Annotated in this window: 18 protein-coding genes; 4 read left to right on the top strand and 14 right to left on the bottom strand. The window is 68.3% G+C overall.

From position 1 onward, the window contains the following. Positions 1–48 precede the first annotated feature (48 nt). The 11 genes from ntrC to hemC all read right to left on the bottom strand — a co-directional run bounded on the left by ntrC (position 49) and on the right by hemC (position 11,752). Entirely contained in the window at positions 49–1,596 is a 1,548-nt protein-coding gene (gene ntrC / locus C6P61_RS08875) for a nitrogen regulation protein NR(I) (RefSeq protein WP_105729575.1), read from the bottom strand. 41 nt (positions 1,597–1,637) lie between these two features. Beyond that, positions 1,638–2,729 (bottom strand): nitrogen regulation protein NR(II), encoded by a 1,092-nt coding sequence (gene glnL, locus C6P61_RS08870; protein WP_105729574.1) that lies wholly within the window; start codon positions 2,727–2,729, stop codon positions 1,638–1,640. Continuing rightward, positions 2,726–3,268: a hypothetical protein gene (locus C6P61_RS08865; protein WP_105729573.1), complete on the bottom strand. Its 543-nt coding sequence runs from the start codon at positions 3,266–3,268 to the stop codon at positions 2,726–2,728. The genes glnL and C6P61_RS08865 overlap by 4 nt, the downstream gene beginning before the upstream one ends. Positions 3,269–3,417: 149 nt before the next feature. After that, positions 3,418–4,833, bottom strand: a complete 1,416-nt coding sequence (gene glnA / locus C6P61_RS08860) for a type I glutamate--ammonia ligase (protein ID WP_105729572.1) — start codon at positions 4,831–4,833, stop codon at positions 3,418–3,420. A gap of 225 nt (positions 4,834–5,058) precedes the next feature. Then, positions 5,059–5,892: a competence/damage-inducible protein A gene (locus C6P61_RS08855; protein ID WP_105729571.1), complete on the bottom strand. Its 834-nt coding sequence runs from the start codon at positions 5,890–5,892 to the stop codon at positions 5,059–5,061. Positions 5,893–5,901: 9 nt separating this feature from the next. Further along, positions 5,902–6,723, bottom strand: a complete 822-nt coding sequence (locus tag C6P61_RS08850; RefSeq protein WP_105729570.1) for an EI24 domain-containing protein — start codon at positions 6,721–6,723, stop codon at positions 5,902–5,904. Positions 6,724–6,766: 43 nt separating this feature from the next. Further along, on the bottom strand, positions 6,767–7,495 hold the full coding sequence (locus C6P61_RS08845) for a pseudouridine synthase (protein WP_105729569.1): 729 nt from the start codon (positions 7,493–7,495) through the stop codon (positions 6,767–6,769). A gap of 9 nt (positions 7,496–7,504) precedes the next feature. Continuing rightward, positions 7,505–8,782, bottom strand: coding sequence for a heme biosynthesis protein HemY (locus C6P61_RS08840; RefSeq protein ID WP_105729568.1), 1,278 nt, complete (start codon positions 8,780–8,782; stop codon positions 7,505–7,507). Positions 8,783–8,793: 11 nt separating this feature from the next. Continuing rightward, complete coding sequence (locus C6P61_RS08835) at positions 8,794–9,855, bottom strand: uroporphyrinogen-III C-methyltransferase (protein WP_244908849.1); 1,062 nt, start codon at positions 9,853–9,855, stop codon at positions 8,794–8,796. Between the two features lie 92 nt (positions 9,856–9,947). Then, positions 9,948–10,772 (bottom strand): uroporphyrinogen-III synthase, encoded by an 825-nt coding sequence (locus C6P61_RS08830; RefSeq protein ID WP_105729566.1) that lies wholly within the window; start codon positions 10,770–10,772, stop codon positions 9,948–9,950. Beyond that, positions 10,769–11,752 carry a hydroxymethylbilane synthase gene (hemC, locus tag C6P61_RS08825; protein WP_105729565.1) on the bottom strand — a complete coding sequence of 328 codons (984 nt, stop codon included), beginning with the start codon at positions 11,750–11,752 and terminating at the stop codon, positions 10,769–10,771. Before hemC ends, C6P61_RS08830 begins: the two co-directional genes overlap by 4 nt. 146 nt (positions 11,753–11,898) lie before the next feature. On the opposite strand from hemC, the gene argH reads away from it, so the two are divergent. After that, positions 11,899–13,350, top strand: a complete 1,452-nt coding sequence (gene argH, locus C6P61_RS08820) for an argininosuccinate lyase (protein WP_105729564.1) — start codon at positions 11,899–11,901, stop codon at positions 13,348–13,350. 55 nt (positions 13,351–13,405) lie between these two features. Here the strand turns inward: argH and C6P61_RS08815 are convergent, their stop codons facing one another. The 3 genes from C6P61_RS08815 to C6P61_RS08805 are packed head-to-tail and all read right to left on the bottom strand — an operon-like array spanning position 13,406 to position 17,811. Further along, positions 13,406–14,764, bottom strand: a complete 1,359-nt coding sequence (locus C6P61_RS08815) for a GGDEF domain-containing protein (protein ID WP_105729563.1) — start codon at positions 14,762–14,764, stop codon at positions 13,406–13,408. Next, entirely contained in the window at positions 14,761–15,663 is a 903-nt protein-coding gene (locus C6P61_RS08810) for an ABC transporter substrate-binding protein (protein ID WP_170067350.1), read from the bottom strand. Before C6P61_RS08810 ends, C6P61_RS08815 begins: the two co-directional genes overlap by 4 nt. A 60-nt stretch (positions 15,664–15,723) precedes the next feature. After that, on the bottom strand, positions 15,724–17,811 hold the full coding sequence (locus tag C6P61_RS08805) for a TonB-dependent receptor plug domain-containing protein (protein ID WP_170067349.1): 2,088 nt from the start codon (positions 17,809–17,811) through the stop codon (positions 15,724–15,726). A gap of 131 nt (positions 17,812–17,942) precedes the next feature. Here C6P61_RS08805 and C6P61_RS08800 point away from each other — a divergent pair, with 131 nt between their 5' ends. From C6P61_RS08800 to C6P61_RS08790, 3 genes are all read left to right on the top strand, one after another. Beyond that, on the top strand, positions 17,943–18,791 hold the full coding sequence (locus tag C6P61_RS08800) for an AAA family ATPase (protein WP_211296950.1): 849 nt from the start codon (positions 17,943–17,945) through the stop codon (positions 18,789–18,791). A gap of 52 nt (positions 18,792–18,843) precedes the next feature. Beyond that, positions 18,844–19,476: a GNAT family N-acetyltransferase gene (locus tag C6P61_RS08795; RefSeq protein ID WP_105729559.1), complete on the top strand. Its 633-nt coding sequence runs from the start codon at positions 18,844–18,846 to the stop codon at positions 19,474–19,476. A 65-nt stretch (positions 19,477–19,541) separates the two neighbouring features. Then, entirely contained in the window at positions 19,542–20,726 is a 1,185-nt protein-coding gene (locus tag C6P61_RS08790) for a vWA domain-containing protein (protein ID WP_105729558.1), read from the top strand. The last annotated feature ends 45 nt before the right edge of the window (positions 20,727–20,771 follow it).

The raw sequence follows: 20,771 nt of genomic DNA, 5'->3' as shown, positions 1-20,771 counted from the left end.
AGCCCCACCTCACCCACTGCCAACCCCAGCCAAGCCACAAAGGGAGCCCTACTCCAGCCCCAACTCCTGGATCTTGCGCGTGATCGTGTTGCGGCCGATGCCAAGCTTTTGCGCCGCCTCGATGCGGCGCCCGCGCGTGCAGGCCAGCGCGGTCTGGATCATCCGGGTCTCGAAGCGCCGCGTCAGCACATCCCAGACATCGGTGCGGCCCTCGGCCAGCAAGGCCAGCGCCTCGGCCTGCAGGCCCTGCTCCCAGGCGGTCTGGGCGGCGGGCAGCACGCCGTCGGCCGGCAGTCCAGCCAGGTCGACCGACACCGGCGCAAATGCCGGCAGCGCTGCCATCGGCGCAGGAGCCGGCATGGCGGGCTCGGCGCTGGACACCGGGGCTGCCAGCGTCACCGGTTCTTCGACCGCCGTGGCGGACAGGCGACTGGCTTCGGCGATCTCGGGCGGCAGGTCCTTGACCTCGATCACCTGGGCCGGCGCCATCACGGTCAGCCAGTGGCAGATGTTCTCGAGCTGGCGCACGTTGCCGGGAAAATCGAAGCGCGCCAGGCTCTGCAGCGCCGCGTCCGAAATCCGCTTGGGCTCGACGCCGAGCTGCTTGGCGCTTTGCTGCAGGAAAAAGCGCGTCAGCAGCGGCACATCCTCGCAGCGCTCGCGCAGCGCCGGCAGCCGTAGCCGGATCACGTTCAGGCGGTGAAACAAGTCCTCGCGGAAGCCGCCTTCCTTGACCCGCTGCTCGAGGTTCTGGTGCGTGGCCGCGATGACCCGGACCTGGGTCTTGACCGCGCTGTGACCGCCGACGCGGTAGAAATGCCCGTCCGACAGCACGCGCAGCAGGCGGGTCTGCAGGTCGAACGGCATGTCGCCGATCTCGTCGAGGAACAGCGTGCCGCCCTCGGCCTGCTCGAAGCGGCCACGGCGCATGGTCTGGGCGCCGGTGAAGGCGCCGCGCTCATGGCCGAACAACTCGGACTCGAGCAGGTCCTTCGGGATCGCCGCGGTGTTGATCGCGACGAACGGGCCCTTGGCGCGCGAGGAATGCTTGTGCAGCGCGCGCGCGACCAGCTCCTTGCCCGAGCCCGATTCGCCGGTGATCAGCACCGTCACATTGCTCTGGCTCAGGCGGCCGATGGCGCGGAACACATCCTGCATCGCGGGCGCCTGGCCCAGCATCTCGGGCGCGGCGACCAGGCCTTCATCGGTCACTTCCTCGCGCTGGCTCTCGCCGACGGCGCGCCGGATCAGCTCGACCGCCTTGGGCAGGTCGAACGGCTTGGGCAGGTACTCGAAGGCACCGCCCTGGAATGCCGACACCGCGCTGTCGAGGTCGGAGAACGCCGTCATGATGATGACCGGCAGGCCCGGCAGGCGCTGCTTGACCTGATCCAGCAGGTCCAGCCCCGAGCCACCCGGCATGCGGATGTCGCTGACCAACACCTGGGGCCCATCGCCTTCGTCGGCCTCGTTGAGCGCGGCCAGCACCTCGCGCGGGTTGGTGAAGCTGCGCGTCGGCAGGTTCTCGCGGGCCAGTGCTTTTTCAAGTACGAAGCGTATCGATTGGTCGTCGTCTACGATCCAGATGGGTTTCATGCGCGCGCTTTCTGTTGATGTCATCCGTCCCCCTTCCGACTTCAGGGCAGGGGGATCAGCAGCTTGAAGTCGGTACGTCCCGGCACGCTGTCGCACTCGATCAAGCCCTGGTGCTGCTGCACGAAGGTCTGCGCCAGGTTCAGGCCCAGACCGGAGCCGCCATCCTTGCCCGACACCAGCGGGTAGAACAGGCGGTCCTTGATCTCGTCGGGCACGCCGGGCCCGTTGTCAGTTACATGCAATTCCAATGCCAGCTTGTAGCGCTGCTTGCCGAAAGTGATCTGGCGCGCGATCCGGCTGCGCAGCACGATCTCGGCGTCGCCGCGCTCGATGCGCTCGGACAGCGCGTGGGCGGCGTTGTGCACGATGTTGAGCAGGGCCTGGATCAGCTGCTCACGGTCGCCACGGAACTCGGGGATCGAGGTGTCGTAGTCGCGCAGGACCTTGAGTCCGCGCGGGAATTCGGCCAGCACCAGCGAGCGCACCCGCTCGCAGACCTCGTGAATGTTGACGTCGCTGACGACCCGGGCGCGCCGGTGCGGCGCCAGCAGGCGGTCGACCAGCAGCTGCAGCCGGTCGGCCTCGTGGATGATGACCTGGGTGTACTCGACCAGCTCGCGCGAGTCGAGCTCCATCTGCAGCAGCTGGGCCGCGCCGCGGATGCCGCCGAGCGGGTTCTTGATCTCGTGCGCCAGGTTGCGGATCAGCTCCTTGTTGGCCTGCGCCTGCTCGACCAGCCTTTCCTCGCGCTCCATGCGGGCCTGCTGTTCGAGCGGCAGCAGCTCGACCAGGAAGCGACCGCTCTCCTCCATCTGGCTCAGCAGCACATGGACATGCAGCAGCTCATGGCCCGGGCGCCGGATACGGTCGTCGTAGCGGATCAGCGCGTACTCGTTGCCGCCCGCGCTGGCCAGCGCGTTGCGCAGCAGTTCGGGCGACTCGAACCAGTCCCACAGCGGCAGGCCGGCGATGGCGCGGCGCGAGGTGCCCAGCAGGTCCTCGAGCGCGGCGTTGGACCACAGCACCACCCCGTCGGCATCGACGATGGCGACCAGGGTCGCGAGCAGATCCAGCGCCTGGTACTGCGGCCCCGCTGCCAGGCGGCGGCCGGGCTTGGTTTGGGCGGCGCTCATTTCTTGTCGGACGGCGGGGTCATGCGCGCCAGTTCACGCCGCAGCGCGGCGACATCGGCGTCGACCCGCGCCAGCTGCTCCTTGAGCGCGGCGCTGCGCTGCTGGTGCAGCGCCGGGTTGCGCAGTTCCTCGGGCCGCTTCTCGGGCTCGCCGCCCTGGTATTCCTGGCGCAGTTCGGCCTGGCGCGCCTCGGTCTTGCGCAGTTCGGCCTCGAGGATGGCGCGCGCGTCGGCATCGCGCGCGCGCTGCTCGGCGCTCTCGACCCGCTCGCCCTCGCTGCGCGCCGCCGGCGTGGGCGCTGCGCCCGGGCGCGGCGAACTGGCCGCTGCCCGGCTGCCGCCCTGGGGCTTGAGCCCTTCGATCACGGTCAGGTTGCCGCCCTCGACCAGCTTGCAGCCGCGCGCCTTGGCGTCGCCGGGTTGATTGGTGTATTCGTTGCCGCAGCGCCAGATCTTGTCGGGCGCCGCCGTGGCAGGCAGAGCCAGCGCAGCCAGCAAGGCCAGCGTGATCCGGCGGTGGGAAATGTCCAGAATCTGCATCGCTTCGTTCGGAGCGGATCAGTCCACCCCGCCTCCTCGGCATCCAGTATCGCGTAATTCCTGCCGGTGGGCAGGCGGTGTCGGTGGCTGGCTCGGCCTGAAAAAAAAGGGACGGCAAGCCGTCCCTTCTGGGGTCTGCAATCCGCGGATTACAGGCTGAAGTACATGTCGTACTCGACCGGCGACACCTCGATGCGCGAGCGGGTGACTTCGGTCATCTTGAGGTCGATGTAGGCATCGATCCAGGAGTCGGTGAAGACGCCGCCCTTGGTCAGGAAGGCGCGGTCCTTGTCCAGGCACTCGAGCGCCTGGTCCAGGCTGTGGCAGACGGTCGGGACCAGCTTGTCCTCTTCCGGCGGCAGATGGTACAGATCCTTGGTGGCGGCTTCGCCCGGGTGGATCTTGTTCTCGATGCCGTCCAGGCCGGCCATCAGCAGCGCGGCGAAGCCCAGGTAGGGGTTCATCAGCGGATCGGGGAAGCGGGCTTCGACGCGGCGGGCCTTGTCGGAAGCGACGTTCGGGATGCGGATCGAAGCCGAGCGGTTCTTGGCCGAGTAGGCCAGCTTGACCGGAGCTTCGAAATGCGGCACCAGGCGCTTGTACGAGTTGGTACCCGGGTTGGTGATCGCGTTCAGGGCACGGGCGTGCTTGATGATGCCGCCGATGTAGTACAGGGCGGTGTCAGACAGGCCAGCGTAGCCGTTGCCGGCGAACAGGTTCTTGCCGTCCTTCCAGATCGACTGGTGGACGTGCATGCCGGAGCCGTTGTCGCCAGCGTAGGGCTTGGGCATGAAGGTGGCGGTTTTGCCGTAGGCATTGGCCACGTTCTGGATCACGTACTTCTGCATCAGGGTCCAGTCGGCGCGCTCGACCAGGGTCGAGAACTTGGTGCCGATTTCGCACTGACCAGCGCCAGCCACTTCGTGGTGGTGGACTTCGACCGGCACGCCGACGGCTTCCAGGATCTGGACCATCTCGTTGCGCATGTCGATCGTGCTGTCGATCGGAGCGACCGGGAAGTAGCCGCCCTTGACGCGGTTACGGTGGCCACGGTTGCCGCCTTCGAGCTTGGTGCCGCTGTTCCACGGCGCTTCGTAGTCGTCGATCGCGTAGAAGGTGTTGTTCGGCTCGGTGCTCCAACGCACTTCGTCGAACAGGAAGAATTCGGGTTCCGGACCGAAGAAGGCGGTGTCGCCCAGGCCGGAAGCCTTCAGGTAGGTCTCGGCGCGCTTGGCGATCGAGCGCGGGTCGCGTTCGTAGGCCTTGCCGTCGGTCGGCTCGATCACGTCACAGACCAGCACCAGGGTGGTTTCTTCGACGAAGGGGTCGATGAAGGCGGTGCTGGCGTCCGGAGCCATCAGCATGTCGGACGCTTCGATGCCCTTCCAGCCCGCGATCGAGGAGCCGTCGAAGGCCTGGCCTTCTTCCATCTTCTCTTCATCGAACTGGGAAATGGGCACGGTGATGTGCTGCCACTTGCCACGGGTGTCGGTAAAGCGGAAATCGACGAACTTGACGTCGTTGTCCTTCACCATTTGCATCACGTCTGCGACGGTCTTGGCCATCAGAAAACTCCTGGTCTGGAAAAAAAGGGATGAAACTGTGTTGTCTTGTCTGGAAGCAGAAACCGTGCCACCCCGAATGCAGAGCCTTGCGGGATGCAGCAACACAAGCCAGCGACAGCCGCTATTGTGCCTCTTCGCCGGGGCGGTGACAGCTGGGTGGAATGTCGGGCCAGCGCCTGGTCGGATTCACCAAAAAAGTGCATTTAATGCACTTGTTTGGTGCGATTAGCCACGCACCAATTCGGGGCCTAACGGGGCATCGGTGGCGCGCAGGCCGGCCAGCAGGTCGGCATAAGCGGCTTCGGCCGCGGCAACCGGGCCCTTGACGCCGAGTTCGACATGGCGCCCCCATTCAGCGTGGTCGACGCTGGGCAGGCTGAAGACCTTGACCTCGGGGTGGGCGGCCTCGATCTGTTCCATCAGCGGCGTGAGTGCCGCCTCGATGGCGCCGAACACGATCACCGATTGCTCGCGCCGCTGCTGGCGCGCGAACAGATGGGGGTAGTGCTGCTCGAGCACCGATTCGATCATCGGCCAGGCCATGACCGGAAAGCCCGGCACGAAATGGACCGCGCCCTGCCCCATGCCGGTGCAGCTGAAGCCCGGGATCTTGTTGTAGGGGTTGGCAATGATGGTCGCGCCGCGCGGAAACACCCCCATGTTGAGCCGGTGCAGGTTGTCGCTGCGCTCGGGCTCCCAGGTCTTGCCCTGTTCGCGCGCGACATCACGCATGCGCTCCTCGATCAGGGCCTTGGCCTCGGGGTGCAGCTCGAGCTCGACGCCGAGCGCCGCCGCCGCGCATTGGCGGGTGTGGTCGTCGGGCGTGGCGCCGATGCCGCCGCAGCTGAACACGATGTCGCCGCTGGCGAAGGCGTCGCGCAGTGCAGCCTCCAGGCGCGGGCGGTCATCGCCGACATAGCGCACCCAGGACAGGCTCAGGCCGCGCTCGGCCAGCAGCTCGATCACCTTGGGCATGTGCTTGTCGGCGCGCTTGCCGGACAGGATCTCGTCACCGACGATGACGAGACCGAAAGCGGGGACTGGGCGGTCGTGGGACATGGGGCAGGCCTATTCGATGACAGGGGAAGTGACGGTGGACTGGGCACGCAGCCGCGCCAGCGCGGCCAGCAGGTAATGCGCGAACCAGAGCGAGGAAAAGGCGAACACCAGCGCGTAGACCCAGACCGCCAGCGGCACCAGCAGCGGCGCCATCGCGATGAACATGGCACCCGAGGCCCACAGCAGGCTGGGCGCGGCGCCCAGCAGGCCGCAGATCAGTCCCATCAGCCACAGGCTGGAGCGGTGCTGGGCCAGCAGCTGGACGCGCTCGGCCCGGTCGGCATGGTCGGCCAGCGCGTCGAAGGCAAACACCCGGTAGCTCAGCCAGCCCCAGACCAGCGGCGGCAGCAGCAGTGCCAGCGGCGGCAGCAGCCACAGCGGCAAGCTGGCCAGCAGCATCAGCAGCGCCAGCAGGGTGGAACCGAGCGACCAGGCCAGGCTGTCAAGCAAGCCCGCGCCGCGCTTCGGTTCGAGGTGGGCGAAGCGCCGCTGCGCGACCAGCTTGACCATGGCCGGCGTCATGAACAGCCCGACCAGCAGCAGTGCCAGCAGCACGAGCAAGGGCGTGATCAGCACCAGCAACAGCAGCGGCAGGAACACGCTGCCGAGCTGTGACAGGCCGCTGTGCTCGAGCCAGGCGTGCAGCGGCGCGAGCAAGGCCCAGCTCTCGAGCCAGGCGCCGAGTTCGGCCTGCGCCGGATACCAGAGGTAGTAGCCGAGCGCGAACACGCCAGCGGCCATCAGCAGCACCGGCAGCAGCGACAGCAGCACCACGCGCGGGTGCAGGCAATAGGCCAGCGCGCGCCAGCAGGAGTCCAGCAGCAGGCTCATGCGCGGACCCGAAGCGGGAGTCTGGCGGCAGGGCAGCTCATCTTCAGCGCCCGAGCAGGCCGTCGACCTCGGCCCGGGTCAGCCAGCGCCATTCGCCCGGCGCCAGGTCGGCCGGCAGGTCGATCGCGCCGATGCGGCTGCGGTGCAGTGCCTCGACCCGGTTGCTGACCGCCGCGACCATGCGCTTGACCTGATGGTACTTGCCTTCGGTCAGGGTCAGCTCCAGGGTATGTTCGTCGAGCGCACGGCAGGCCGAGGCCTTGACCGGCTTGGGATCGTCCTCGAGCACGACGCCAGCCAGCAGCTTGTCGACCATCTGCTGGGTCACCGGATGCTTGCAGGTCGCCAGGTAGACCTTGGGCACATGGTGGCGCGGCGAGGACAGGCGGTGGATGAACTTGCCGTCGTCGGACAGCAGCAGCATGCCGGTGGTGTCCTGGTCGAGCCGGCCCACCGCCTGCACCCCGCTGGCCGCACCCGAAGGCCGCGAGCGCAGCGGTGCCGGCAGCAGGGTGTAGATGCTGGGCCAGGCGCCGGGCTTTTGCGAGCACTCATGCCCGGTCGGCTTGTGCAGCATCAGGTAGGCATGCTCATGGTATTGCCAGGCCTTGCCCTGGATCGTGAACTCGAGGCCCTCGGGCTCGAAATCGGCGGTCGCGTCAGTGCAGAGCTGGGCCGGATTACCGACCGCGACATGGCCTTGCTGGATCAGGCCGCAGCAGACGCGTCGCGTGCCAAAGCCCTGGGAATAGAGGATTTCTTGCAGTTGCATAGGGAGTGATTAGATCAGAGCCGCTTTTTTCCAGGCGGCCTGGGCCGCTTCGGCATCGCCGCGCTCCTCGGCCAGTCGGGCCAGGCTGCGCCAGCAACGGCGAGCCAGCTCGGGATCGGTCAGCTGCGAACTGGCCTGACCAAGCAGGGTCGCGGCCTTGCCCCAGAGCTGGCGCTGCAGATAGGCCTGACCGGCCAGGTATTGCAAGCCGGCATCGGCGGGCTGGCGCTGCTGGGCCTGCTCGATCTGGGCCAGCCAGTCGCTGCCGAGCCGGGGCAGTTCGGCCTCGAGGCGCAGCAGCCAGCGGCGGCGCAGGTCGGCATCCAGGCTGGCATAGCGGCCCCAGCCCAGCTGCAGGCTCTCCTCGAGCCAGCGCCGGGCGCCTGGTAGTGCATCGGCGGCGGCGCTGCCCTCGCCCAAGCGGTCCCACTGCTCGAGCGCAGCCAGCGCCAGTTCGGGCATGGCCCGCTCGGCGGGCTCGAGCGCCCGCCAGGCTTGCAGCAGGGCGGCCGGATCGCGCGCGGCACGCAGGGTGTCGAGCACCAGCCCGCGCAGCAGGCTGGCCGAGGCCTGGGCGCTGTAGGCCCGGTGCTTGGCCAGCAGCCGCACCAGCTCGATCGCGGCCGGGTGGTCCTGCTGCAAGCGGGCCAGACGCAGGCGCAGGCGCAAGGCGTGGATGCGGCGTCCGGCACCCTGGGGCAGATCGGCCAGCCAGTGCGCGGCAGTGGCGGCATCCTGCTGCTCGAGCGCCCAGGCCGCCGCCCGCAGCGACAGCCCCGCGCGCGCCTCGCTGCCCCAGCTGACGGTCGGGCCCGCCAGCGCCGCGGTCAAGGCGCGGTCGCGCGCCTCGGTATTGCCGAGTTCATGCGCGCTCTCGGCCTGCAGCAGCTGAGCCAGCAGCTGGGCCTGCTCGCGGCCCGGAAAATGATGCTCGCCGAGCTGCTCGAGCTGGGCCAGCGCCAGGCGCGCGGCCGACTGCGCGCGGACATAGCGGCCGGCGTAATGCTGGGCCAGCGCGTCGAGCACCGAGGTCAGCGCGGTGCGCTCGAGCTGGAGCACGCGCCAGCGCTGCGCCTGCTGCGGCAAGCTGCGCAGCAGCGCCAGTGCACGCAAGGCGAGATGCAACAGCAAAAACAGCAGCAGCAGGCCGAACAAGGCCAGGTTGAACGACAGGTCGATCCGGTACGGCTGCCAGAACAGCGTCAGGTTCGCATCGTTGGAGCCGACCAGCAGGGCCAGCGCGATGGCGGCAGCGGCCAGGCCCAGGAAGCCAAACACCCCTTTCATGTCGGCTCCCTTCAGCGTCCGCCGGCCGCAGCGGCCAGCGCCGCCAGCGCGTCGTCGGGGTCGGGCAGCTGGTTCAGGCGCAGGTCGCGCTGCAGGCCTTGCAGGGTCTCGAGCGCGAGCTGGGTCGGCTTGGCCTGGCCATCGAAGTAGCGCTGCAGCGTGGCCTCGACCGCGCGCAGGTCGGCGCTGGCAGTGCCGAGCTGGCGCGCCAGCAAGGCCAGCCGCGCATTGAGCAGCTTGAGCTTGGTGTTCTCGCGCAGGAAGAATTCCTGGTCGGGCGCCAGCAGCATGGCTTCGGGCTGATCGACCCGGTGCACCCGCACCAGTTCGCTGCCGCGCGCGCTCAGGTTGGCCCAGGCCCGGGCCGACCAGTCGAACCACCAGGACTGCAGCCGCTGCCAGGCGCTGGCTCCTGCGGCGGGAGCCGCCTGTTGCGCAGGGGTGACCGGTTCGGCCTTGACGGCGACCGCCGGCACCTCGGGTCCATTGGACTGTGCCGGCGCCACCGCATTGAGCAGCGGCAGCTCGTCGAGCTGGCCGATCAACTCGTCGAGCCGCCCGGCCAGGGCCGGCAGGTCGACCAGGGCCGCGGCCTGGATGCGCTCGATATCGCGTGCAATCGCGCGCTGGACCGGATTGAGCCGGGGCTGGGCCGCGCGCGCGATGCGCTGGTCGGCCGACTGCAGGGCCGAGATCAGCGGCTGCACGCTGCCGGTCAGCTGGGCCTGCTGCTGGGCCAGTCGCAGGGTGGATTCGAGGTCCTGCACCAGGCTGTCGTCACGGGTGCGCGACACCGTCAGCATCAGCTCGTCGAGCTGGCTGCGCTGCAGGCTGACCTCGGACAGGCGAACCTCGGCCACGCCGAGCCGCACCTGCAGGTCCTGCACCAGCGACTCGGCGCGTGCGGACTGCTCGCGCGCCTCGGTCACGAGCGTGCCGGTGTCCGAGCTGCGGCGCGCGAGCTCCTTGCGCACCGCTTGCAGCTGCAGCCAGAGCGTGGCGCTGGCGCCCGCAGCCAGCAGGGCCAGGCCGAGCGCGAGCTTCGGGAGCAGGCCGCCGCTCGAAGGCGGCAAGGCAGGCTGCGCCGGCAAAGCCGCTGGCGGTACGGGCGGCACCGGTGGCACTGAGGCAGTGGAAATGGGGGGTAAATCTGGGTCGGCCATGGTCACGCCATCGATTCTAGGTGGAGCAGCATGTCGTCGAGCGCCGGTCGGCTGGTCTGCACCAGGCCGAATCCCAGGCGGGCGGCGGCCTGCGCAATGCGGGGATGGGTGGCCAGCGCGCGTGCGCGCGACCAATCAAAGCCTGGCAGCAGCGCGGCCAGGTGGTCCAGCGCCTCGGAACTGCTGAGCAGCCAGACCGTGCCGTCCTGGCTGGCAGCCTGGGCCAGCGCGCGCTGCGACGCGCTCCAGGCCGGCGCGCGGCGCCGATAGGCCACGCACCAGTCGATGCGGCCACCCTGTTCGCGGCACTGGCTGGCGAGCCAGTCGCGGCCGTTGCCGGCCGGACTGACAGCGACACCATCGCTCTGGCCGCGCACGATCAGCAGCCGGTGGCCGGCACCGACCTGGGGGCCGACCACCTGCCAGAGCGATTCGGAATCGAATTGCTCGGCAGCGGCGGCGGGCTGGTCGATCCGTTCGGGCGGCACGCCGGCAGCCAGCAGCGCGCGCGCGGTCGCCGGCCCTGGCGCCCAGCAGCGCGGCCAGGCGTCCGGCGGCGGAGCGGCTTGAGCATCAACAGCATCGGCGCGCTGGCCAGTCCCAGCCCAGGGCCGATCGGCCAGGAACTGCTCGACCGCTGGCGCGCTGACGAACATCAAGGCGTCGTAGTCGCCCAGGCGCGCGCGCGCCTGACGCAGCGGCTGCGGGTCGGCGGCGGGAGCAATCTCGATCAGGGGCAGCGCCTCGGCCTGCCAGCCCTGGCGCTGCAAGGCCGACACCCAGCGCTGGGCCTCGCCGGCCGGCCGGGTGACCAGCGCGCGTTTCATGGCGCGATCGGGTCCGCGGGGCGGGTCGCGCCGCCCTGGCGCAGCAGTTCGACCACCTGCTGGCCCAGGGCCTCGGCGGCGTCGAGCCCGGTCACACTGGCGACAGCATGGACCCGCACCAGCGCGATGCGGCCGTCCGGGTCGCCCCAGGCGGCATCCAGGCGCAGCGGGGAAGTCAACGGCTCGCCCTGCCAGCTCGCGTGGGCGGCCAGCGGCATCGAGCAGCTGCCGCCCATGGCGCGGCTGACCGCGCGTTCGGCGGCGACCGCCAGCCAGGTCGCCCGGTGTGCCAGCGGCGCGAGCGCGGCGGCGACTTCGGTCCGATCCTGGCGCAGCTCGATGCCGAGCGCGCCCTGGCCTGCGGCCGGCAGCATTTCCTCGGGCGAGAACACCTTGCGGATGCGCGACTCCAGGCCCAGGCGCTTCAAGCCGGCAGCGGCCAGCACGATCGCGTGATAGCCCCCTTCGTCGAGCTTGCGCAACCGGGTATCGAGGTTGCCGCGCAGCGGCTCGATCTTCACGTCGTCACGGCCCAGGCGCTCGAGCGCGGCGCGCAGCAGCACGACCCGGCGCAGGCTCGACGTGCCGATGACCGCGTCCTGGGGCAGCGATTCGAGGTCGGCGCAGACGGACGAGACCCAGGCATCGCGCGGGTCCTCGCGCTCCATCACGCAGGCCAGCTCGAAGCCCTCGGGCAGCTCCATCGGCATGTCTTTGAGCGAATGCACCGCCAGGTCGGCCCGGCCTTGCTCCAGGGCGACTTCGAGCTCCTTGACGAACAGGCCCTTGCCGCCGACCTTGCTGAGCGAACGGTCCAGGATCTGGTCGCCGCGCGTCGTCATGCCGAGCAATTCGATCGCATGGCCGCGCGCGCGCAACAGGGACTGGACATGCTCGGCCTGCCACAGCGCCAGGCGGCTTTCACGGGTGGCAATGGTCAGGGAAAGTGGGGAATTGTGGTCGGTCACGGCGTCGTTCATCGATGGTGCGTTCTATCGCGGGATGCTAGCACGCCCACCCTTTCACAGGCGGCCGGCGCGCGCGCCTGGCACAGTCTTCATGCAGGTCGATAAAATCCGGTTTTTAGTCATCATTTGCCGGAGCTTCCAGCCCGGCCGCGCAAGCCATGTCCCAAAACCAGCTCGACACCAAATCCCAGGCCTGGTCGGCCCTGTTCTCCGAACCCATGAGCGAGCTGGTCAAGCGCTACACCGCCAGCGTGTTCTTCGACCAGCGCCTGTGGCTGGCCGACATCACCGGCAGCCTGGCCCATGCCGAGATGCTGGCGGCCCAGGGCATCATCGGCGCCGACGACTTCGCCTCGATCGAGCGCGGCATGGCCCAGATCCGCTCCGAGATCGAGTCCGGCGCCTTCGAGTGGAAGCTCGACCTGGAGGACGTGCACCTGAACATCGAGGCACGCCTGACCCAGCTGGTCGGCGACGCCGGCAAGCGCCTGCACACCGGCCGCAGCCGCAACGACCAGGTCGCGACCGATGTGCGCCTGTGGCTGCGCGACGAGATCGACCTGATCGGCGGCCTGCTCAACGAGCTGCAGCAGGCGCTGGTCGAGATCGCCGAGCGCAACGTCGAAGTGATCCTGCCGGGCTTCACCCACCTGCAGGTGGCGCAGCCGGTCAGCTTCGGTCACCACCTGCTGGCCTATGTCGAGATGTTCGCGCGCGACGCCGAGCGCTTCTCGGACGTGCGCCGCCGCACCAACCGGCTGCCGCTGGGCAGCGCCGCGCTGGCCGGCACCACCTACCCGCTCGACCGCGCGCGCGTCGCCCGCACGCTGGGCATGGTCAACGCCGCTGGCGAGGCCCAGCTGTGCCAGAACAGTCTGGATGCCGTCAGCGACCGCGACTTCGCAATCGAGTTCAGCGCCGCCGCCAGCCTGTGCATGATCCACATCAGCCGCCTGTCGGAGGAACTGATCATCTGGATGAGCCAGAACTTCGGCTTCATCAAAATAGCCGACCGCTTCACGACCGGCAGCTCGATCATGCCGCAGAAGAAGAACCCCGACGTGCCCGAACTCGCACGCGGCAAGACCGGCCGCGTGGTCGGCCACCTGATGGGCCTGATCACGCTGATGAAGGGCCAGCCGCTGGCCTACAACAAGGACAACCAGGAAGACAAGGAGCCGCTGTTCGACACCGTCGATACGCTCAAGGACACGCTGCGCATCTTCGCCGAGATGATCGGCGGCCAGCTCAATCCGGCCACCGGCAAGAAGGAAGGCGGCATCACGGTCAACGCCGAGGCGATGGAGCAGGCCGCGCGCAAGGGCTATGCGACCGCGACCGACCTGGCCGACTATCTGGTCAAGAAGGGCGTGCCGTTCCGCGACGCGCACGAGACGGTGGCGCATGCGGTCAAGGCCGCAACCGCCCATGGCGTCGACCTGTCCGAGCTGCCGCTGACCGTGCTGCAGGGCTTCAACGCCCTGATCGAGAAGGATGTGTTCGACTGCCTCAGCTTGCGCGGCAGCCTGAACGCGCGCAACACCGTCGGCGGCACCGCGCCGGCCCAGGTGCGGGCCCAGATCGCGCGCCACCAGACCCGACTGGCCTGAAGATCCGGTCGCGGCAGCCCGTCACGACCGGGCTGGCCGGTGGTCCGGCTGGGTGTCAGGCCGAGGGCGCCTGCGCCTGCGACCCGGTCGGATCGCCGGGCGCGAGTTCGACCCGGTTGCGTCCATTGCCCTTGGCGGCATAAAGCGCGGCGTCGGCGCGTGCCAGCCAGCGGTCGAGCCCCGGATGCTGTGGCTCGAGCTCGGCGACACCGAAGCTCGAGGTGTAGCGCAAGGTCCCGCCGGGAATCGGCAGCGCGCGCTGCTCCAGCAGGCGGCGGATGCGCTCGGCAACCTGATACGCCCCCTTGGCATCGGTGCCCGGCAGCAGCAGCACGAACTCCTCGCCTCCGATGCGGGCGAGTTGATCGATGACGCGCAACTGAGCCTGTACCAGGGTCGTGAAGTCCACCAGCACGGCATCGCCGACCGCATGGCCATGGCCATCGTTGATCGACTTGAAATGATCGAGATCGATCGCGATCAGCACCAGCGGCTGACCAAAGCGCAGGGCGCGCTCGATCTCGACCCTGGCCAGCTCGGTGAAGGCACGCCGGTTGGGCACACCGGTCAGGGGATCGGTGCGCGCCTTGTGCTCGGCCTGTTCCTTTTGCTGACGCAACTCCTCGGTCGCCTGCTCCACCCGCTCGCGCAGCATGGCCTCGTTCGAGGCCAGACCGGCGGCCATGGTGTTGATGCCCTCGGACAGCGGGCGCAGCACACCGGCCCTGCGGGTATCGACCCGGGCGCCGAGCACGCCGCGGCTGAGCAGGGACACGACCACGCTGATGCGGCCCAGCGGCTGGGTCACGCTGGCAGCGATCAGGGCCGACAACAGGCCGGCAAACAGCAGACCGCTGCCAGTGGCCACCAGGGCCCAAGCCAGCAGTTCGCCGCGCTGGCGCTGCAGGATGTCGAGTTCGAGCTCGACCAGCACATGGCCCAGCAGTTGCCGCCCAACTGCGGCGGACAACTTGGTCGGCAGTGTCGCCGCGCTGAACAGGTCGGGTTCGGTCCATTCGGCCGACCAGATCGGCACCCGGGTCAACAGGCGACCCTTGACGAGCTGGGGCTGACCCGGCTCGAGCACCGGCAAGCTCTGACCATGGGTCAGCTGACCGGAGGCGGCAATCAGTTCGCCGGCCGGGGTCCAGAACGACACCACCGCGGCATGCTGATTGGAAGCGCGGGCACCGTCCGCCAGCCGTTGCAAGGCGGACTGGCTGCCCGTGAAGAGCGCAAACTCGGCCGCGTACGCCGCCTGTCGCGCCATGCCCTGGGCGTGTTCGTTCAGGGTCTCGGTCAGGATGCGTTCGTGCCGGGTCAGGAAACCTTGCAGCAACACCGAAATGGCGAGAATGGCGGGCAATGCAGCGGCCAGGAACAGCCGCATGCGAATTCCGAACCGGATAGTCATGGGTTGACTCCCCGCGACTTGAGTGCGAGCGCGAGCGCAGCCGGGGTAGGCAGTGACAAGCCCAGCGAGCGGGCCACCTGATCGTTGACAGCGACCGAATAGGCGTCTGCCAGGGCGGGTGCGGGCAGCTTGCGGCTGCTCAGCAACTGGTGGACGGCCTGCGCGATCTGCGTGGCCGTGTCGGCCGGCGCGGTATGCAGTGCCAGCAAGGCTCCGGCCCGCACATGGGCAGCCGAATAACTGACCAGGGGAATGCGTTGGCGGTAGGCAGCCAACAGGATGTTGGGCATGTTCTGGGGCGAATAGACCAGCTTGTCGGGCATGACCAGCAGCAGGTCGGATTCGTCGAACAGGGCGCGCAGGGACGGATATACCCCTTTATCCCCGTTCAGTATCGTTTGCTCGACCAAGGTCAGACCGCGCGCGGCCAGGGCACGGCTCAGCACCGGCCTGACCGCCAGCGAGTCGGGTCCGAACAGCACGCCGACGCGCTTGTGCTCGGGCAGGGCCAGCCGCAACAGCCTGGCGATGCGCTCGGGCGGCTGATCCAGGAACAAGGCCGAGGAATTGCGCGCCAGCACCTTGGCCGCCAGCGCCGGGTAACTGGCCTGCGGCAGCAAGGTCGCCAGCAGGGGCACGCGCGCCAGCGCCGGATTGGCCAGCGTCAGCTCGACGGCCTCGAGGCAGGCCCTGGCACCCAGGGTCACGGTCAGCTGGGGCAAGGGCTCCAAGTCCAGCGGCAGTTCGGACCAGGTCGCGACGCGCCAGTTCAGCGCCAAGCGGAATTCACGCGCCCAGGCCTCCTGCAGGGCCCGGACTGCCTCGGCATAGGCACCACCGTTCTCGGACAGGACGACCCAGACCTCGGCCTCGGCCGCCTGGGCCAGACGTCCGGGCAAAGCCAGGCCGGCAACGCCGCCGAGCAGCGTTTGCAGGCAATGGCGGCGCGAATGGTCCAGTTAATGCTCCAGTCTGAGGGTCAGAAAGGCGCGGCGCTCGAACTGGTACTGGTACTGCCGGCCACCACCCGCGCGGGAGTTGAATTCGATCTGGTCGCCGTTCAATGACTGCAGCGTGAGTGCCACCTCGGCCTTGCGGCCACCCTCGAGCCGCCAGGGACGGGCCAGGCGCAGGTCGAGCCGGCGGGCACTGGGCAGCGTCTGCGCCGTGCCGGCCCAGGTCATGGCTTCGCGCTCATGCCACATCAGCGCGAGGTCGAGCCCGCGCGGCAGCGACTGCAACCAGGCCAGCGTGCTGGTGCGCGGCGGCGGCAGGTTGGTGCTGCGGGCCGGATCGGACCATTCGAGCTGGCTGAAGTTCTGCTGCCACTGCAGCTGAGTCCCGCTACGCGGCGACCAGTTCAACTGGTACTCGATGCCGCGCAGCGTGAAGGAGGCGAGGTTGTCGAACAGCTGCCTGGGAATATCAGGCGCGCCCTTGTTCGCGACGTAATTCGGGTTGGTGACAACGCTGACCCAGTCGCTGATGCGCTCGCGGTAGGCCCGCAGGTCCACCGTCAGATGCCAGGGCCGGAAGCTGCCGAGGTAGGAGATCTCGTGGCTCAGCAGCTGCTCGGGCCGGATGTCGCCGCCCCCCAGGTAGCCACGCCCTGCCAGCTCGCCGGCAGGCGTGTAGTAGTGCATGTCGCCCGCCAGCTCAAGCAGGCTGTTGGTGCGCACCGACCGGTTGACGCCGAAGCGCAGCGTCTGATCGGGGGTGAAGTGATGGTTGAGCATCAGGCGCGGCGCCAGATAGTCGCCGACCCGGCTGTGCTGGCCGGCAAAGAGGCCGGCGTTGACGGTCCAGCGCGGGCTCGGACGCCACTCGAGGTGACCGAAGGCCCGCGCCTCGTCGTAGCCCACGCGGTCGGAGGTCTGGTAATAGGGCAAGGACTGCGCCTGCTCCTGCTTCCAGCCCAGGCCCCAGACCGCGCGCAGATTGGAACTCAGACTGTCCGAATGCTGGAATTCGATGTTGGTGCGTCGGCCCTTGGCGCTGTAGTCCAGTATGCAGCTGTCAATGGCCGGGCGCCCGTTACGCAGGAAGGCGCAGGGCACGACCGAATAATCGGTGATCTGTTCGTCCGACAGGTCGGCGCTGAGCTGCCACTGTGCATCGGCTGACAGCTGGCGCTGCCAGCGGCCCTGCAGGAACCACTCGCGCCACTCCAGGTTGCGTTCGGCATCGCCCGCATTGCCGGCAATGCCACGACCACTCTGCAGGTCACCGACACCGGCTCTCAGCATGAGGTCGTCGCCACCATTGGGCTGGAGGTCGGCGCGCCAGTCCAGCGCCTGCAGCCGCCGGTCGTCAAAGGCCTGGGCATAGCCCTGGTCGGCCTTGGAACTGGCCGACAGGCGGTAGGACCTGTGCTCATCGCCCCAGCCATGACTCAGGCGCAGATCGCGTACGCCACCCGCGCCGGTGTTCACGGCCACTTCGCTGCCTTGCGCATCGAAGCTGTGGCGGGTGATGATGTTGATGACACCGAACATCGCATTGGCGCCATAGGCGGCCGAGTTGGCGCCACGCATGACCTCGATGCGCTCGATGTCGTCAGGCGACACCGCCATCATGCCGTAGTGGGTGTCCCCCAGAAAGGAGGAGGAATAGACCGAACGGCCATCGATCAGCACCAGGTTGCGAATGCCGAACTCGTCCTGTGGCACGTGATAGGCCGCGACCGGGTTGGCGCCATTGACGCCGCCGATCAGATAGCCCGGCACCAGGCGCAACAGCTCGGTGACGTCGCGCGCGCCCCAGCGCCGGATCTGGTCGCGGTCGATCACGGTCATCGAGCCCGGCACATCGTGCAGCGACTGGCGCAGGCGGCTGGCGGTCAGCACCACCGGAACCTCGGACAGGTAGTCGGCCTCGGTCAGGGACTGCGCCCTAGCTGGGCTGGCCCATGCCGCCAGCAGCGCCAGCGCCGCCGGCTGCAACCAGCCGCCAGCAGGCCGCAGTCGGCCGGGGAAAACGGTCGAAGCCCGTCGTATCGAAGGCAGCTCACTCTGGCAGCTGTCGGTATCAGTCCACTCGTCTGTCATGAGCAGGATTATCCAGGATCGATCGACGAGAAGGTCGCAAGCCTCGTCCGATCCACCCCGGCCATGGAATACCCTTAGACTGTCCGTCATCCCCTTCACTTCCTCCGATCGAGACCTGCGGCTTGAGCCAGATGATGAAAAAATTCACCGGAACCGAGAACTATGTCGCCACCCAGGACCTGATGCTGGCGGTCAATGCCGCGCTCCAGCTCAGGCGTCCGCTGCTGGTCAAGGGCGAGCCCGGCACCGGCAAGACCTTGCTGGCCGAGGAGGTCTCGGCCGCACTGGACATGCCGCTGCTGCAGTGGCACATCAAGTCGACCACCAAGGCGCAGCAGGGCCTGTACGAATACGACGCGGTCAGCCGGCTGCGCGACAGCCAGCTCAACGACCCGCGCGTGGGCGACATCCGCAATTACATCGTCCAGGGTGTGCTGTGGCAGGCCTTCACCGCCGAGCAGCCGGTCGCGCTGCTGATCGACGAGATCGACAAGGCCGACATCGAGTTCCCGAACGACCTGCTGCGCGAGCTCGACCGCATGGAGTTCTACTGCTACGAGACGCGCGAGCTGATCAAGGCCAAGCACCGGCCGCTGGTCTTCATCACCTCGAACAACGAGAAGGAGCTGCCCGACGCCTTCCTGCGCCGCTGCTTCTTCCACTACATCAAGTTCCCCGAGGCGGCGACGATGAAGCAAATCGTCGATGTGCATTTCCCCGGCCTGCGCGATGAGCTGCTGGGCGCTGCGCTGAAAGCCTTCTTCGACATCCGCAGCCTGCCGGGCCTGAAGAAGAAGCCGTCTACCTCCGAGCTGATCGACTGGATCCGGCTGCTGCTGGCCGAAGACATCCCGCTGCACCGCCTGCAGGGCGAGGGCCAGCAGATCGCGGTGCCGCCGCTGGTCGGCGCGCTGCTCAAGAACGAGCAGGACATCGCGCTGTTCGAGAAGCTGGTGCTGATGAACCAGCGCCACCGCTGAACCTGACGACAGCGCCCCCCCCCCCTTCCGCCACCCCGACCAGGAGCCCGACATGAGCGCGATCACGACCCCCGTCAGCCTCGAGGGCCGGCATGCCCGGCTGGTGCCGCTGTCGCATGAGCAGCACGATGACCTGGTCGATGCGGTCTGCGACGGCGAGCTCTGGCGGCTCTGGTACACCGCGATCCCGACCCCCGACGGCATGGCCGCCGAGATCGAGCGTCGCCTCGGCCTGCACGCGCGGGGCAGCATGCTGCCGTTTGCCGTGATCGCGACCGAAGGGCCGCTGGCAGGCCGCGCCGTCGGCATGACGAGCTACATGAACATCGACGCCGCCCACCGCCGGGTCGAGATCGGCTCGACCTGGTACCGGCAGGCGGTCCAGCGCAGCGGCGTCAACACCAGCTGCAAGCGGCTGCTGCTGGCACATGCCTTCGACCAGCTGGACTGCATCGCGGTCGAATTCCGCACCCACTGGTTCAACCAGGCCAGTCGGCGCGGCATCGAGCGCCTGGGCGCCAAGCTCGACGGCGTGCTGCGCAACCACCAGATCAACCCGCACCCCGACGCGGCCGGCTCGCTGCGCGACACCTGCGTCTACAGCATCATCGACAGCGAATGGCCGGCGGTGAAGGCGCATCTGGACCATCAGCTGCACCGCCCTCGCACCAGCAGGCCCGCATGAGCGTCAATCGCCGCGCCCGTCTGGTCGAGTCCCGGATTGCGCCACTCTGAACCACCCCAGTCGCCATGCTGATCGATTTCTTCTACTCGCTGCGCGCGGCCAAGCTGCCGGTCTCGGTCAAGGAACTGCTGACGCTGCTCGAATGCCTGCAGGCCGATGTGGTCGGCCCGCGCGCCGAGGCCTGCTCGCTGGACGACTTCTACTTCCTGGCGCGCACCGTGCTGGTCAAGGACGAGAAGCATTTCGACCGCTTCGACCGCGCCTTCGGTTCCTATTTCCACGGCGTCGAGCAACTGACGGACTTCAGCCGCGAGATTCCGGCCGACTGGCTCAGGCAGCAGCTCGAGCGGCTGCTGTCAGCCGAGCAGAAGGCCAACGCGCCCAAGCTGGACTGGGATGAGCTGATGAACACGCTGCAAAAAAGGCTGGAGGAGCAAAAGGAAAAACACGAAGGCGGCAACAAGTGGATCGGCACCGGCGGCACCAGCCCGTTCGGCCACGGCGGCCACAACCCGCAGGGGATACGGATCGGCGGCCAGAGCCGCAACCGCAGCGCGGTCAAGGTCTGGGAGCAGCGTGCCTACCGCGACTATGACGACAGCCAGGAGCTCGGCACGCGCCACATCAAGCTGGCGCTGCGCCGGCTGCGCCAGTTCGCGCGCAACGGCAACGAGCTCGAACTCGACCTGCCCGGCACCATTCGCGCGACCGCGGCCAATGCCGGCTGGCTCGACCTGCGCATGGTCCCCGAGCGCCACAACAGCGTCAAGGTGCTGCTGCTGATGGATGTCGGCGGCAGCATGGACGACCATGTCAAGCAGGTCGAGGAGCTGTTCTCGGCCGCCCGGACCGAGTTCAAGCACCTCGAGTTCTACTACTTCCACAACTGCGTCTACGACCACCTGTGGCGCCACAACCAGCGCCGCCACGCCGAGCGCATCGACACCTGGGACCTGATCCGCAAGTACCCGCGCGACTACAAGCTGGTCTTCGTCGGCGACGCCACCATGAGCCCGTACGAGATCCTGCAGCCGCACGGCAGCGTCGAGTACAACAACCCCGAGCCCGGCGCCGAATGGCTGCAGCGCCTGACCGACGCCTTCCCGCATTGCGCCTGGATCAACCCGGAGCCGCAGGGCGTCTGGCAGTACCGCCAGAGCGTGGACCTGATCCGCCAGCTGATGGGCAACCGCATGTACCCGCTGACGCTGCAGGGCCTGGAGCAGGCGATGCGCCAGCTCATGAAGTGAATCCGGCGCGCGGCCGGCAGCGCGCCGGCGCTTCGTCCGTTCGGT

Source organism: Malikia spinosa (assembly GCF_002980625.1).
GTDB classification, from domain to species: domain Bacteria; phylum Pseudomonadota; class Gammaproteobacteria; order Burkholderiales; family Burkholderiaceae_C; genus Malikia; species Malikia spinosa.
The sequence above is the reverse complement of the archived record's forward strand: the minus strand, read 5'-3'. Positions and strand labels throughout refer to the sequence as shown.

Coding starts and splice junctions, on each gene's coding strand:
- C6P61_RS08865 (WP_105729573.1), bottom strand. CDS start 3,268: ATGCAGATTCTGGACATTTCCCACCGCCGGATCACGCTGGCCTTGCTG.
- C6P61_RS08790 (WP_105729558.1), top strand. CDS start 19,542: ATGCTGATCGATTTCTTCTACTCGCTGCGCGCGGCCAAGCTGCCGGTC.
- C6P61_RS08800 (WP_211296950.1), top strand. CDS start 17,943: ATGATGAAAAAATTCACCGGAACCGAGAACTATGTCGCCACCCAGGAC.
- glnA (WP_105729572.1), bottom strand. CDS start 4,833: ATGGCCAAGACCGTCGCAGACGTGATGCAAATGGTGAAGGACAACGAC.
- C6P61_RS08845 (WP_105729569.1), bottom strand. CDS start 7,495: ATGCAACTGCAAGAAATCCTCTATTCCCAGGGCTTTGGCACGCGACGC.
- glnL (WP_105729574.1), bottom strand. CDS start 2,729: ATGAGCGCCGCCCAAACCAAGCCCGGCCGCCGCCTGGCAGCGGGGCCG.
- C6P61_RS08850 (WP_105729570.1), bottom strand. CDS start 6,723: ATGAGCCTGCTGCTGGACTCCTGCTGGCGCGCGCTGGCCTATTGCCTG.
- C6P61_RS08830 (WP_105729566.1), bottom strand. CDS start 10,772: ATGAAACGCGCGCTGGTCACCCGGCCGGCCGGCGAGGCCCAGCGCTGG.
- C6P61_RS08795 (WP_105729559.1), top strand. CDS start 18,844: ATGAGCGCGATCACGACCCCCGTCAGCCTCGAGGGCCGGCATGCCCGG.
- hemC (WP_105729565.1), bottom strand. CDS start 11,752: ATGAACGACGCCGTGACCGACCACAATTCCCCACTTTCCCTGACCATT.
- C6P61_RS08840 (WP_105729568.1), bottom strand. CDS start 8,782: ATGAAAGGGGTGTTTGGCTTCCTGGGCCTGGCCGCTGCCGCCATCGCG.
- C6P61_RS08855 (WP_105729571.1), bottom strand. CDS start 5,892: ATGTCCCACGACCGCCCAGTCCCCGCTTTCGGTCTCGTCATCGTCGGT.
- C6P61_RS08815 (WP_105729563.1), bottom strand. CDS start 14,764: ATGACTATCCGGTTCGGAATTCGCATGCGGCTGTTCCTGGCCGCTGCA.
- argH (WP_105729564.1), top strand. CDS start 11,899: ATGTCCCAAAACCAGCTCGACACCAAATCCCAGGCCTGGTCGGCCCTG.
- C6P61_RS08805 (WP_170067349.1), bottom strand. CDS start 17,811: ATGACAGACGAGTGGACTGATACCGACAGCTGCCAGAGTGAGCTGCCT.
- ntrC (WP_105729575.1), bottom strand. CDS start 1,596: ATGAAACCCATCTGGATCGTAGACGACGACCAATCGATACGCTTCGTA.